This is a genomic window from Paenibacillus polymyxa (genome assembly GCF_015710975.1).
Classification (GTDB): Bacteria; Bacillota; Bacilli; order Paenibacillales; family Paenibacillaceae; genus Paenibacillus; species Paenibacillus polymyxa.
On record NZ_CP049783.1, the window covers coordinates 2,106,101 to 2,118,754 of the forward strand.

14 protein-coding genes are annotated in these 12,654 nt (G+C 46.1%); 7 read left to right on the forward strand and 7 right to left on the reverse strand.

Annotated features, from left to right (window positions below):
- Positions 1 to 67 precede the first annotated feature (67 nt).
- The 3 genes from G7035_RS09470 to G7035_RS09480 all read left to right on the forward strand — a co-directional run bounded on the left by G7035_RS09470 (position 68) and on the right by G7035_RS09480 (position 2,563).
- Complete coding sequence (locus G7035_RS09470; RefSeq protein WP_019688955.1) at positions 68 to 1,012, forward strand: AraC family transcriptional regulator; 945 nt, start codon at positions 68 to 70, stop codon at positions 1,010 to 1,012.
- Positions 1,013 to 1,787: 775 nt separating this feature from the next.
- Positions 1,788 to 1,961 (forward strand): hypothetical protein, encoded by a 174-nt coding sequence (locus tag G7035_RS09475; protein ID WP_016822661.1) that lies wholly within the window; start codon positions 1,788 to 1,790, stop codon positions 1,959 to 1,961.
- Complete coding sequence (locus G7035_RS09480; protein WP_016822662.1) at positions 1,958 to 2,563, forward strand: ATPase; 606 nt, start codon at positions 1,958 to 1,960, stop codon at positions 2,561 to 2,563. The genes G7035_RS09475 and G7035_RS09480 overlap by 4 nt, the downstream gene beginning before the upstream one ends.
- A 73-nt stretch (positions 2,564 to 2,636) precedes the next feature.
- Here the strand turns inward: G7035_RS09480 and G7035_RS09485 are convergent, their stop codons facing one another.
- From G7035_RS09485 to G7035_RS09500, 4 genes are all read right to left on the reverse strand, one after another.
- On the reverse strand, positions 2,637 to 3,548 hold the full coding sequence (locus G7035_RS09485; protein ID WP_019688953.1) for an AraC family transcriptional regulator: 912 nt from the start codon (positions 3,546 to 3,548) through the stop codon (positions 2,637 to 2,639).
- A gap of 359 nt (positions 3,549 to 3,907) precedes the next feature.
- On the reverse strand, positions 3,908 to 4,255 hold the full coding sequence (locus G7035_RS09490; RefSeq protein WP_013373683.1) for a KGG domain-containing protein: 348 nt from the start codon (positions 4,253 to 4,255) through the stop codon (positions 3,908 to 3,910).
- Between the two features lie 135 nt (positions 4,256 to 4,390).
- Positions 4,391 to 5,152: an ABC transporter permease gene (locus tag G7035_RS09495; protein ID WP_019688952.1), complete on the reverse strand. Its 762-nt coding sequence runs from the start codon at positions 5,150 to 5,152 to the stop codon at positions 4,391 to 4,393.
- Positions 5,149 to 5,889 carry an ABC transporter ATP-binding protein gene (locus G7035_RS09500; protein WP_019688951.1) on the reverse strand — a complete coding sequence of 247 codons (741 nt, stop codon included), beginning with the start codon at positions 5,887 to 5,889 and terminating at the stop codon, positions 5,149 to 5,151. The genes G7035_RS09495 and G7035_RS09500 overlap by 4 nt, the downstream gene beginning before the upstream one ends.
- A gap of 239 nt (positions 5,890 to 6,128) precedes the next feature.
- Between G7035_RS09500 and G7035_RS09505 the strand changes: the two genes are divergently transcribed.
- The 4 genes from G7035_RS09505 (at position 6,129) to G7035_RS09520 (ending at position 10,393) form a co-directional block, all read left to right on the forward strand.
- The gene (locus tag G7035_RS09505; RefSeq protein ID WP_019688950.1) at positions 6,129 to 6,731 is read left to right on the forward strand and encodes a TetR/AcrR family transcriptional regulator; all 603 of its coding nucleotides are present in this window, start codon (positions 6,129 to 6,131) and stop codon (positions 6,729 to 6,731) included.
- Positions 6,732 to 6,831: 100 nt separating this feature from the next.
- Positions 6,832 to 7,470, forward strand: a complete 639-nt coding sequence (locus tag G7035_RS09510) for an SDR family oxidoreductase (RefSeq protein WP_016822668.1) — start codon at positions 6,832 to 6,834, stop codon at positions 7,468 to 7,470.
- Between the two features lie 225 nt (positions 7,471 to 7,695).
- Positions 7,696 to 8,406: an MBL fold metallo-hydrolase gene (locus G7035_RS09515; protein WP_019688949.1), complete on the forward strand. Its 711-nt coding sequence runs from the start codon at positions 7,696 to 7,698 to the stop codon at positions 8,404 to 8,406.
- Between the two features lie 271 nt (positions 8,407 to 8,677).
- Positions 8,678 to 10,393 (forward strand): glycosyltransferase 87 family protein, encoded by a 1,716-nt coding sequence (locus G7035_RS09520; RefSeq protein ID WP_019688948.1) that lies wholly within the window; start codon positions 8,678 to 8,680, stop codon positions 10,391 to 10,393.
- 98 nt (positions 10,394 to 10,491) lie between these two features.
- On the opposite strand, the gene G7035_RS09525 is transcribed toward G7035_RS09520, so the two are convergent.
- The 3 genes from G7035_RS09525 to G7035_RS09535 all read right to left on the reverse strand — a co-directional run bounded on the left by G7035_RS09525 (position 10,492) and on the right by G7035_RS09535 (position 12,624).
- The gene (locus tag G7035_RS09525) at positions 10,492 to 11,196 is read right to left on the reverse strand and encodes a Crp/Fnr family transcriptional regulator (protein WP_044786998.1); all 705 of its coding nucleotides are present in this window, start codon (positions 11,194 to 11,196) and stop codon (positions 10,492 to 10,494) included.
- A 61-nt stretch (positions 11,197 to 11,257) separates the two neighbouring features.
- The gene (gene rd, locus G7035_RS09530; RefSeq protein ID WP_016822672.1) at positions 11,258 to 11,428 is read right to left on the reverse strand and encodes a rubredoxin; all 171 of its coding nucleotides are present in this window, start codon (positions 11,426 to 11,428) and stop codon (positions 11,258 to 11,260) included.
- Positions 11,429 to 11,430: 2 nt separating this feature from the next.
- Positions 11,431 to 12,624, reverse strand: coding sequence for an NAD(P)/FAD-dependent oxidoreductase (locus G7035_RS09535; protein ID WP_019688947.1), 1,194 nt, complete (start codon positions 12,622 to 12,624; stop codon positions 11,431 to 11,433).
- Between the last annotated feature and the right edge of the window lie 30 nt (positions 12,625 to 12,654).

Sequence of the window (12,654 nt, forward strand, 5' to 3'; positions counted from 1 at the left end):
TTTATCCAAATCGCGCTGGAAACGATATACTGGAGTATATCGATATATGTAAGCCAGGAGGGAGAACATGCCGTCACCACGTTTGCCAAAGCGACCCCATGATCCAGACCTTACGGTCGCCGGAGAGGAATTCTTCTTTCCCGATGTGCGGACTACGGTCAATCTGTTTGCCATTCATACACGAAGTGTCGGAAGAGAGTGGAGCTATCCGCCACATGAACATCCGCAATATGAAATTAACATCGTGCTTGCGGGAGAGCAGATCATGGTTGTGGATGGTCGCAGCTATATTCAGCGACAGGGGGATCTGATGCTCTTGCGCCCGGGAGTTATCCACTCCAGCCGTAGTAACGGGGAGGGGTTTACGTATTTTTGCATGCATTTCGACATTGATGATAAATTGTTTCTTTCGCTCCTGAGTCGTTTGGAGCAAGTACTTTTTCCAGCGGATGGCACAGTAGCGAAGCAGATGGGACCAGCGCTAGGCAAGCTGCTCGGTCTTTCTGCGCTTGAAGACAAAGGTATAGATGGTGATTCAGTGGCAAAGCGTATGCGGATTCAATCTGCTGTGTTCGAACTGTTCGCAACGTTGTGGGAGGCTGTATCCAGTGAAGCCGCTCATCTGCCAGGGCGTGGATATGTGCAGGCAGAGCTTGCCCATCAGATTGCCAGTCGTCTTCAGGGCAGGGTCAATCAGCCTTATAGACAGGCCGGCTCGTTGGAAAAACAGGATGGGATCGAGGGTATTTCATCCGAACTGGGTATTAGCGTATCTCATTGTAATCGTGTATTCCGTAGCGTTTTTGGCGTATCTCCGCGGGTGTATCTATCCGAGCTTGTCTTGCATGAGGCCAAGCTGCTGCTGGCTGATCCGCAATGGTCAGTGCAGCAAATTGCTGATTTGCTCGGCTATGGGGATATTGCACATTTTAGCAGGCAATTCAAACGCTGGTCCGGTCAGTCGCCGACATCCTATCGCAAGAATATAGCCCTTGAAAGTTCACCCGAATAAAAATATATATGCTTATAAAATACTACAGATACTGCATAATCAGGCTGCATTTCCTTCTTCACCTGACTATAAAACAGTCGAGTACGAGCCTGAGGAGGTAGATGATGATTTAGAAAATAACTTCAATTGATTTTAATTTTTTGATTTTTTAATCAAATGATCGATAGTGTATCCAATGAGATACCAGAAACCTATTGTAGTAAAGTATACAACGGCTATAGGGATATGTGCTTTTCGCACAAATTGAAAAGATTCATACATCCAAACCAACGGGCTAATCATAGCCAATAGTATATTATAGTCGTCGTACCCCGTAAGATTTACAGCAATAACTATACAAGAGACTAGGACCAGCCAAAAGCGAAAGGATTTCATAGCCTATACCTCCTACCCGATATTAACAACTTATCACCGCGTACTTAGCTTAGTTTCTATTTTTTGTTCATCAGGGGTGTAAAAAAGAAATTTGTTGGATCAATTGATTTTTGTCCTGTGTTTATCTATTTCCTATTATTTCTAATGGGATTATAACTAACATCTTCAATGGCGGCCATGAAATCATAATAGAGGTTTCTGGGCGTCTTTGCTGATATAGACGAATAATAAATCTGAAAGTAGCTTTATTCTAAAAAAAAGGGCGATATATTGATCTATTTACTTGTTTCGATTTTAGCTGTGTGGTATTCGCATGGATTTGAGTGAAGCTGGAATCTTTCAGGCTTTTCGATTTATGATATACTCTCGTTATATGATTTGAATGGGATGGTGATGGCTAATGAATCGTACACACGACCTAGGCAAGTTGATCAAACTAACTGGAGATAGAGCAAAACTGGACGCTAAGGCAAATGGCACATATATTGTCTACAAAACGCCGGATGGTCAGTTTGTTAAAGAGTACAGTAATGGTCAAATCGAACGAATTAAAGAACAGGATATTTTAACATGAGTGAGCCGTTTGCTACTATGTTTGTATTCGCAGGAAACAACGGAAGTGGTAAGAGTACAATTCGTAATCTAATCGTTGATAAACTTGGTGTAAGTGTTAATATCGATCCAGATGCGTTAGCACGAGGGATTGATCGTGAAAACCCTGATCGACACAAAGTGTCGGCAGGAAAGGAAGCGATTAAACTAGCGCGGGATTGTATAAGAAATAAACGGGATTTTACTGTAGAGACGACACTTGCTGGTGGCAATGTGATTCGACAAATGCGAGTGGCAAAAGAAAATGGTTTTGAAGTCATCATGTTTTATGTGGGTCTTGGTGATTATCGTCTTAATATCGAGCGAGTTGCTGCACGAGTTCGAAATGGGGGTCACCATATTGATACTGCTGATATTATAAGAAGGCATCAGACCTCACTGGACAATCTGCTCTTACATCTTAAACTTATCGATCATTTAATTGTAATTGACAACAGTAGCTCAGACGGCGTGATTGTATTAGAATCAGATAGTGAAACGATAAAACATCATGTGGCGTTGTTACCAGATTGGGTTAAAATCATTGATAGTTACTTGCAAAATAAAAATACTGATCAAGAATAAACCGACAACTGTATGATTCAGTGATCGGTTTATTCTATATTTAAAACGTATTGTGTCCACCATGATACTGTTTTTATTTTCCCTTATTTTTTTTCACAGGACGTAACACTGCGTAGCCGTATCCCTCAGGGAAATGCCGTTGATAATCCTGCTTCGTTTCTTCATCCCATGCATACCCCATACTGCCTGGGTCAAAATTCCAAGCTTTTTCCTCCACCACTCTCATAACATCTCCATTGTTTTTTAAATAGTTAAAGGGTGGATGGAAAAACACCAGGTAATCTGATTCGGGGATGTTTCGGCACTCCATACCTGCTGGAATCTCTCCATTGTAGTCAGCAGCAACCGGTATTCCATACAGATAGCCCTTCTGACCATTCTGATAGAACCAGCCTGCAGTTTGACCTAATTGTCCGGGAAGCTTGAGGTGAGACATACTTTCCAGGGTTCCGCAAATTTCATCACAATTATGGCCGTTTCTCCAGAAATCACCGTAGTTTCGAGAAGAGGTATCCCAGATTCCAATAAATTTGTGTGCTGGTATATGCTCAATTTTGACTTCGGCTTCTTGTAAATGCTCCTTAACCATCTTATCCCGCTCCTTCAAATGGTAATGATAAGGAGAGAACACCTCGGCGCGAATGGCTAAAGGAATAGGACGGGGTTCCTTCCGGTATACAGCCGGAGTTACCTCGAACGCTTTTACAAATGCTCGTGTAAAAGCTTCCTGTGAAGAAAACCCATACTTTATGGCAACATCGAGGATGCGGACATTGCTGTCCCGGAGTTCAAGGGCTGCACGACTAATCCTGCGCATCCATACATAATCCCTTAACGTCATTCCTGTTAGAGAATGAAACTGTTTTGTACAGTAGTAAGGGGAATAGCCTAACTGGTCGGACATTCTCAACAATGATGGTGCTGAAGTAAGATTATTATCAATCCAATCAATCATAAGCTGGACCATTTCGTTCCATTCGTACACGAGGGTTCCCTCCTTTCGACTCCATCTTAACAGCCGGAATGCAGGAGTATTTGACTTGAGTTGCATGCACACTTTTATAACAATAAGTAAGACGACAAGAGAAAAGAATCTGACTATTCCATTCTTTCATTTGTAAATAATATATGTAGGATGGTTATTTAACCTGAATATGTATATTGTATGACGTATGATCGGATGTTGAAAGTGGCCTTTTGATGAAAGTAACTATTCACACAAAAAGCCTACCTACCGGAACACCGGCAGGTAGGCTTTTATAACATAAACATTCACTTACTTCGCATTCTATGCAGTCGGTGCCTTTGCATTGCAACTGCACCGACAATGTATCCTAATCTATTTTAGTTATTTTTGCGTTGACGGGCGCGAGCTTCGCCGCCTTTGCGGCCTGCTTCTTCCCTGCTCATTTTCCCGTCGCTATCACTTTGGTCCGAATTGCCACGGGCTTCACCGCCCTTGCGACCGATTTCCTGATAGAACTCCTTGCCATGGTTTTTGGAAGTGGCTTCGCCGCCTTTTTCACCAATCTCCTGATAGAAGTCCTTGCCATGACTTTTGGATGTGGCCTCGCCACCCTTTTCGCCGATCTCTTGGTAAAATTCTTTGTCGTGATTTTTAGCAGTAGCTTCTCCACCTAAACGTCCTGCCTCTTCGCGACTCATTTTGCCATTTTGGTTGTTGTTAGCCATGTTCAATCACTCCTCATCGAATTTTAGTAAAGCGTCTACGTGTATCTATTAACCTTCGTGTCAGGAATTAAACATGTCTATTTTATTTTGATATATGGAAAATGGTTGGTAAATAACTAGGTGCATCCGTCTCTATCAGACCTCCCAGGACTCTGTGCGCAGTTGTTGCTCGCGGGTAAATAATGTCGGATAAATGAATAGGCTGAGCAGCACGCTGGTCAAAATGGCAGAGGTCATGGTAGTGAATACGATGAGCAATTGCAAACGCACGGCGACAATCGGATTGGCACCTGCAATGATTTGTCCGGTCATCATACCGGGAAGCTGAACAAGCCCGAGTGTTTTCTGCCCCTCAATGGTTGGAATCATACTGGAACGTATGCAATTCTTCAGTATAGGGAAGATGGCTTGTCTCGGGGTTCCCCCCAGTGCGAGAATGAGCATGATTTCAGGCTTGCGCAGCAGGACTTCCGACTTGAGCCGTGATACCAGCAGGCTGGACAAAATCATGGAGCTGCCAATGATCATGCCGCTAATCGGAATCATGTACCGGGCTGTTGCCGGAATGATATGCAGGCCAATCAGGAATGCCTGTGTAACGATTTCCACACACAGCAACGTCAGGAATGACTTCCACATGAGACGAGGGATAAACCGTCCTTTGCGTGCAACATTTTGAGAAGCTACAGTGATCATGAGCAGAATGAATAATACGATAAATCCGTAGCTTTGCATCCCGAAAATCAAATGCAATACATATCCAATCGCCAGTAGCTGAACGGATGCTCTGATCGTGGCAATAATAATGTCTCGGTCCAAACCGAGTTTGAAGGACTTGGACATGACGATGGCGATAAATACAAAACCAAGAGAGAGAATCAAGGCAACAATCGTCATACCCATTCTCCTGCTACAAATTTGCGGGTTTCACTATGCTGTGGATTATTGAAAAATGTCTCCGTATCCGCTTGCTCTACCAGTCTTCCGTTAATCATCAGCCATGTTTCGTGGCCTACTCTGCGGGCTTGTTCCATATGGTGCGTAATCCAGATCATTGTTGTTCCCTCTTCTTTGTTCATTTGAAGCAGCAGTTCCTCAACCTCTTTGACTGAGGCGGGGTCCAGTGCAGAAGTAATCTCATCCAGTAGTAAAATATCCGGGCGGTTCGCAAGCGTCCGTGCCAAGGCCAAGCGCTGTCTTTGTCCACCGGACAACTCCTGCGCCTTCTGTTCCAGCAGGTCACGGGTAAGCCCTACGCGCTCTAACAGGCCAACCGGATCTTCCAGTACCGTACCATGCAGCCGCTCTACCGTCTGGAGATTGTAGAGGACCGTCCCCTGAAGCATGGGGGCATCTTGAAAAACCAATGCTACCTTTCGTCTCAGTTCAGGGATCTCCCACTCGGTTATAGGCTTGCCGAGGACGCTGATTTCTCCTTCATCCGATGTTAGCAAGAGATTGCACAATGAAAGCAGTGTGCTTTTACCAGAGCCTGACGGACCGACCAGTGTCGTGATTTTTCCGCGAGGGACCTTTGCTGTAATCCCGTTCAGGACAGCACGTTGCTGCCCCGATCCGGTGAAATATTTGGTGATGTGATTGAATTCAATAGCTGGAAGTGGCTTGGGTTCCATAGATATAGTTAGCTCCTTTGCAGGGAATCGGAAAAGATATCAGATCCGCTCTATAATCTCTTTGTATTATATCAGTAATATCCTATAGGCTCTTCTCTTAAAAAATCCGGAGGTTGGAACTGTTGCAAACGGTACTTTCTTTGTATAAACTAACAGGATTAGTTAAGATGAAATAAGAATTTAGTCTGTATAGTACGAAAATCACCTTACATAGGAATTCAACGAAAGGGGACAGGATGATGTCACCTAGACATGGAGTAAAGCTACAAGATATCCTGAAGGCTGCTGAGGATATTGCCAATGAACGTGGGATGGGAGATGTCACGCTCACTACGCTGGCGCAAAAGCTGCATATTCGTCCTCCATCTTTGTACAACCATGTGGACGGGTTGAACGGATTGCGTCATGTGCTAGCATTACATAGCCTCGAAAAGTTAGAGGAGGCATTGGTGAGCGCAGCCGTAGGCAGAGCAGGCGAAGATGCGCTGACTGCTATGGGGAGAGCGTATATGCAGTATGCGCGCGAGCGACCTGGTTTGTATGAAGCGATGCTGTATACAACCGACCGAAATGATACCGAGCTGAGACATGCAGCGGATCGCGTAGCGGAACTTGTCATTACCGTGCTATCCAGTGGCTACGGTTTCAACGAAGCAGATTGCATTCATGCAGCGAGGGGATTCCGTAGTCTTCTGCATGGTTTTGCCTCGCTTGAACAAAAGGGTGGTTTTGGTTTACCTGTGGATGTGGATCGGAGTATCGAAGTGATGATGGACACCTTTTGGGCAGGTCTTCGCGTGTTACAGCATAAGCGAGATATGGAGCATTCAGAAAAAAACTGAGTTCAATCTGATATAGCCCATATGATTGCGTCCTGGACTCAAAGGGTAAAATATATCAGTATAAAGTAGATGAGAGACCGTGAATACAGGAGGGATAAGAGTGAACGTATTGGTGATTGGTGCCAATGGAAAAGTAGGCAGACATCTCGTTCGCCTACTGGGGCAACATGAATTGCATCGCGTAAAGGCGTTGATTCGCAAACCGGATCAGGCCGAAGCGCTTGAACGTTTGGGAGCAGAAACGGTAGTAGCTGACCTTGAAGGGACAGTTGATGAAATTGCTGCAGCTATAAAAGGCAGCGATGCTGTCGTGTTCACGGCAGGCTCCGGCGGCAAAACAGGAGCGGATAAAACGCTGCTTATCGACCTTGATGGAGCAGTCAAGGCGATGGAGGCCGCTGAGCAAGCGGGTATCCGGCGCTTTATTATGGTCAGCGCTCTACATGCGGAGAACCGGGAGCAGTGGCCCGAATCGATTAAGCCGTATTATGTGGCAAAGCATTATGCAGATCGCTTGCTGGAAGCGAGCAATCTGGATTACACGATTCTTCGTCCCGGCGGGCTAACAGATGATGAGGGTACTGGCAAGGTTGCTACTGGTGAAGATCTTACCAGCCATACCATCTCACGTGAAGATGTAGCGGCAACGGTGGTAGCAGCACTGGAGGAAAAACAGACGTATCATCGTGCGATTGATTTGGTGTCCGGCAGTACGCCTATTGCTGAGGCCATCCGGTAGAGCTAATGAATTGAAAGACATGTGCATAATATGGATAAAGGCAGACCCAGAGGTAGGATTCCGGGTCTGCTTTTTGCTTTGTATAATCCTTTCCTTTAACGCTACGTATGACCAAAAAACCAACGTTCCGATGGGCATATTACGAAAAAATTTGCCTAAAACTAATTATATTAATTATAATACTAATATAATTAGTTTACGATCAAGAAAAGGAGATGAGATAAAATGCGTATCGTTCAGGTGCAGCATGTGTATCAATTGACGTTTATGCCCCGGCTGTTCCCGGTGAACTGTTATTTGGTGGAGGAGAAAGAGGGGCTTACCCTGATCGATGCCGGATTGCCATATAGTGCTCAGGGTATTGAACAGGCTGCGGCGCGCATTGGGCAGACGATTGTACGAATTGTACTTACCCATGCGCATGGGGATCATGTAGGTGCGTTGGATAAGCTGAAGGCAAAGTATCCTGAGACACAAGTATTCATTTCAAGACGGGATGCTCGGCTGCTGAAGGGTGATGTATCGTTGGAGGCAGGCGAACCGGACACTCCTATTCGGGGCAGCGTGCCGAAGAATATCCTTACCCAGCCTGACGTTTTACTGGAGGATGGGGATCATGTGGGTTCGCTGCTGGCAATCAGCGCACCGGGACATACGCCGGGCTCGATGGGATTTTTGGATACCCGTACATGTGCGTTGATTGCAGGTGATGCCTTCCAGACTCGGGGCGGTGTTGCGGTGGCGGGAAGGCTCAAGCCGCTGTTTCCTTTTCCGGCACTAGCTACCTGGAACAAGGAAATTTCGCTGGCAAGCGCCAAAAAGCTGGCGTCTTTCAATCCATCTCTATTAGCAGCCGGTCATGGCAACATGCTGAAGCATCCACAATCTCAGCTGGAAAGAGCGATTATGGAGATGGAACAGCAATGTTCAGTGTGATGATTCCGTATTCAGCCAACATTCAGCCAGAACTCACAAAGTCCTAAGCTAAGGCAGATACAATATGAGGAAAATAGAAACAGAGAGAGGTGCATCGGATTTGAACGTTTGGAAAGCGAACGGTCTGAAATATATACTTCTATTTAGTCTCATATTGTGTGCTGCCGTTAGTATCGTGTCGTTATGGAGTTACTCAGGTAGTTCCGCGTCTCAGTCTGCGGCCGTTAGGCAAGGCCCATCCGGCGGGTTCGGAGGAGGACCAGGCGGAGGTATGGGAGGACCGGGGCAACGTTCCTCTGACGGTCAGACTACGGGGAACCGTGGAACAGGAAATGTAGGACAGGACCAGCAGAATTCGTCCTCAGCATCTACGGATGCGACGAACAGCTCTGACGGCAAGAATCAGGGGACGACAAACTCCACTACTGAGAATCCATCGATATCAGGTGACAAAGGCACAACGGCCGGGAATGATACGCCTGCATTCGGCGGCAGTGGTATTGCTAGAGACGGACAGCACAACAGAGGTCCGGGTGGCATGTCTGGTAACGGATCTGGAATGGGCATGGGCGGTCCAGGCGGTGGTATGGGTGGTGGAAGGAATGGAAATTCTTCATCTGCTTATGCTACTCCGATGGCGATTTTCGCCGCTTTGTTCTTCGGTGCGTTCGTGTTTATTGCGTACCGTTTTCGGGCTCAAGAATGGAAGCTCGGGGAACGTAACCGGGGACTGATGCTATGGACTGTGCTGGGTGTGGGGTTCTTTTTAAGAATGGCGATCGCCCCATGGATCTCGGGTCACATGGACTTAATGCTATTCCGAAACTGGGCTACGACAGCAGCGAATAGCTTGTCAGGCTTTTACACGAATGGTTCCAGTGACTATCCACCGTTCTATATTTATATTTTATATGTGATCGGTAAAATCGGCTCTATGGATGCCTTCAGTCCTTATATGACCGTACTGCTGCGGCTTCCGAATATATTAGCCGATATCGTGACAGCGTACATGCTGTACCGGTTGGCAAGCAAACGGGTCGGCTATGGAGTGAGCCTCGGATTGACCATATTCTACGTGTTTAACCCGGCTGTATTTATCAATTCGACCTTCTGGGGACAGGTAGATTCATTCTTTACCATGCTGATTGTAGGCATGATTGTGCTGCTGGTGGAAAATCGGATCGGCTGGTCCGCTGTATTGTTTACGATAGCGGTATTGATGAAGCCACAGGGCATTATTTATGGGCCGGTTCTGTTCTTCGAGCTGCTGAGACAGCACAAAATACAGCCTTGGCTGTTATCCATTGGCGGCGCCGTTGTGACAACTATTCTGGTTATATTGCCATTTTCATGGGGGCAGGAGCCATTATGGCTGCTTGATTTATACAAGGGGACAGTTGGCGAATATCCATATGCTTCGGTGAACGCGTATAACTTCTTCGCACTCATTGGTGGCAATTATACGCAGGACACTACAACGCTGTTCCTGTTCAGTTACCATACATGGGGTATGATCTGCATTGTGCTGGTGACTTTGTTTACATGGTGGATGTATATCCGCAGTCGGAAACCACAGTTCGCAGCAGCAGCTGCACTGGTACTCATTGCAGGTGTATTTACCTTCGCTTCCAGCATGCATGAACGGTACTTATTCCCTGCGGCCGCGTTAGCTGTACTGGCGTACCTGTATTTGCGAGATCGCAGATTTTTGTGGCTTGCGGGTGGATTCAGTCTTACGATTTTCCTGAACACCTTTGATATTCTCTATAGCTCCAATTCTCAGGATCATTACGGTATTATTTTGTGTGTGACATCATTGCTAAACGTGCTGTTGTTTGTATATTTGGTCAAGATAGTGTGGGATTGTTCCAGACCGGCTACAAATCAGGCTGCGCCTGCCAAGGACATGGTTCTCCCGGAGCTTCCATCGGAGCAATTAACATGGGGAGCGTCATCCCAAGGTGTGAACACAACGATGGAGAAATAGCTGATAGCAAAATGTAAAGAACAAAAGAAACCGCTCTTTGGCAAATGGGAAGTGGCCAAGTCGCCACAAGCCATAAGCTCAAAGAAGCGGTTTTTTATTTAATCCATATATTCGTTCAGTTTCTGTACATCGCAGATGGTAATCTCTCGTGTACCTTTGATATGAATAATCCCCAGTTGTTCAAATTTTCCGAACTTGCGGCTGATGGTTTCACGTGTCACACCCACATAATTAGCCATCTCTTCGCGTGAAAGGGGGAGATTTATTTTAATATTGGAGCCGTCTGGCTTGCCGTATTTATGTCCGAGTTCGAGAATCATGTAGGCAATACGGATTTCCGGGTCTTTGGTAGCCAGACTTTGAGCCAGGTTTTCAGTATGTGCCAAGCGTTTGGTAATCGTTTTAAGTAGCCTCAAAGAGATATCGGGATTGTTGCGGATCAACTCCTCCATATCATCCTTGGTGAGCATACAAATATCAGTATCCTTTAAGGCGTACGCACTAAAATTACTCAGCTCGTCGTTATTAAATATGTTCAACTCACCAAAAAAATCGCCAGTAGTCAGAATGTGTAGAATTTGCTCTTTCCCCTGAGGTGTCATCTTCAGCAGCTTGACATGTCCGCTTTTAATAATGTACAGCGTATCCGATGCCTGTTCCTCGACAATCAAGGCCTCGCCTTTTTGATATTTTCGGTGCCGGATCATGGAGCTAACCTTGCACAAATCTTCGCAGGACAAAGAGGAAAAGATAGGCACTTTGCGGGCACAGGGCTCCTGTTCGCACTGGCAGGGGCAGGACATTTCATTCACATTCATTCACTCCATTCATCAACCGGAAACTAAAAAGTATAGTGTGTTCTTGTTATTTTGTATCATCTATAGGGGCAAAATGGCTTTGATCCTCACCGCAGACTGGACAAACCCAGTCCTCTGGAAGGTCTTCGAACGCTGTACCTGGCATCACGTCTTCATCAGGGTCACCTATAGCAGGATCATAAACGTATCCACAGGGCTGACATACATATTTTTTCATTGTTAATTCTCCTTGTCATCTAAAATTTTTGTAAGCTCTGGTGCGTCCGGACTTAGTCCTTGGGTAATGGCTGCTTTATATGGAAGTGAAGCAAGAGCATCTCCGAAGCCAATCACGCCACAGATAGAGCCATTTTGTATGAACATACGTGTATAAGAAACTTGATTTTCACGGGTCAGGCTGTTGTCGCAGGCCTGTTCATCTACCAGACCGATGGAAAACAAGGGGCATTCATAGCTGTTGGACAGGGTGGCAGGAATGGGACGCTGGTAAGCTGCGGAGGCGCCCGCCATATTAGTGCCTGCTATTTTCCCTTGTTCCATAGCACTTTCCCATAATCCATCTACTCTATTGTGGAACTCGGCTACATCACCTGCTGCGTATATATTGGGGAAGCTGGTCTCCATCTGCGCATTCACCTGAATGCCTTGTCTGATATCAAGACCGATTTGGCGAGCAAGCTCCGTATTAGGTACAATGCCGATAGAATACACGACATGTTCACAGGGAATAACAGTGCCGTCCTGTAGTTCTACGCCCTCTACATGCTCCGTGCCTGTAATACGCTTTACGCCTTGTCCAAGGCATACCTGGGTGCCCTGTTCGATTACTCGGCGGGTCAAAATAGCGGATGCCTTTTCATCTAGCTGACGGGGCATCAGCCGTTGCGAAGCTTCCAGAATGGTGACGGCATATCCGGCTTGCTGGAAGGACCAGGCGGTTTCTACACCCTGAATACCGCCCCCGACGATACATATCCGGTCTCCCTCTCGCAATTCCGCTTTAAGTCTGTCTGCATCTTGTCGAAACCGAATGTTGTGAACGTTCCTTAGTGAAGCTCCGTCCAGCACCAGCTTACGGTTGTGGGCTCCTGTACACAGCAACAGCTTGTCATAAGCAACAGTTTGTCCATTTATTGTTTCGATGGTGCAGTCCTCTGCGTGTATCGCGGTGATCTTTATGCCGGAATAAACGTTAATCCGCTGATTGGCAAACCATTTTTCTTTTTTGATCAGGATTTTGTCGCTATGCAAGTCAGTAAATAGCGCCTTGGAAAGCTTGACTCTGTTATACGGAAGGGGGGATTCTTCCCCGTAAATCGAAATTTCGGCTAACTCATCATGATCTCTAATTGCTTTTGCCGCGTTGATAGCGGCCACGCCGCCTCCGATTATAACGTAATGTTGGTTATCCATTCGGCATCTCTCCTATTCCTCTAGCTTTCT

Coding starts and splice junctions, on each gene's coding strand:
- G7035_RS09470 (WP_019688955.1), top strand. CDS start 68: ATGCCGTCACCACGTTTGCCAAAGCGACCCCATGATCCAGACCTTACG.
- G7035_RS09475 (WP_016822661.1), top strand. CDS start 1,788: ATGAATCGTACACACGACCTAGGCAAGTTGATCAAACTAACTGGAGAT.
- G7035_RS09480 (WP_016822662.1), top strand. CDS start 1,958: ATGAGTGAGCCGTTTGCTACTATGTTTGTATTCGCAGGAAACAACGGA.
- G7035_RS09490 (WP_013373683.1), bottom strand. CDS start 4,255: ATGGCTAACAACAACCAAAATGGCAAAATGAGTCGCGAAGAGGCAGGA.
- G7035_RS09495 (WP_019688952.1), bottom strand. CDS start 5,152: ATGACGATTGTTGCCTTGATTCTCTCTCTTGGTTTTGTATTTATCGCC.
- G7035_RS09500 (WP_019688951.1), bottom strand. CDS start 5,889: ATGGAACCCAAGCCACTTCCAGCTATTGAATTCAATCACATCACCAAA.
- G7035_RS09505 (WP_019688950.1), top strand. CDS start 6,129: ATGTCACCTAGACATGGAGTAAAGCTACAAGATATCCTGAAGGCTGCT.
- G7035_RS09515 (WP_019688949.1), top strand. CDS start 7,696: ATGCGTATCGTTCAGGTGCAGCATGTGTATCAATTGACGTTTATGCCC.
- G7035_RS09520 (WP_019688948.1), top strand. CDS start 8,678: ATGGGAGGACCGGGGCAACGTTCCTCTGACGGTCAGACTACGGGGAAC.
- G7035_RS09525 (WP_044786998.1), bottom strand. CDS start 11,196: ATGTCCTGCCCCTGCCAGTGCGAACAGGAGCCCTGTGCCCGCAAAGTG.
- rd (WP_016822672.1), bottom strand. CDS start 11,428: ATGAAAAAATATGTATGTCAGCCCTGTGGATACGTTTATGATCCTGCT.
- G7035_RS09535 (WP_019688947.1), bottom strand. CDS start 12,624: ATGGATAACCAACATTACGTTATAATCGGAGGCGGCGTGGCCGCTATC.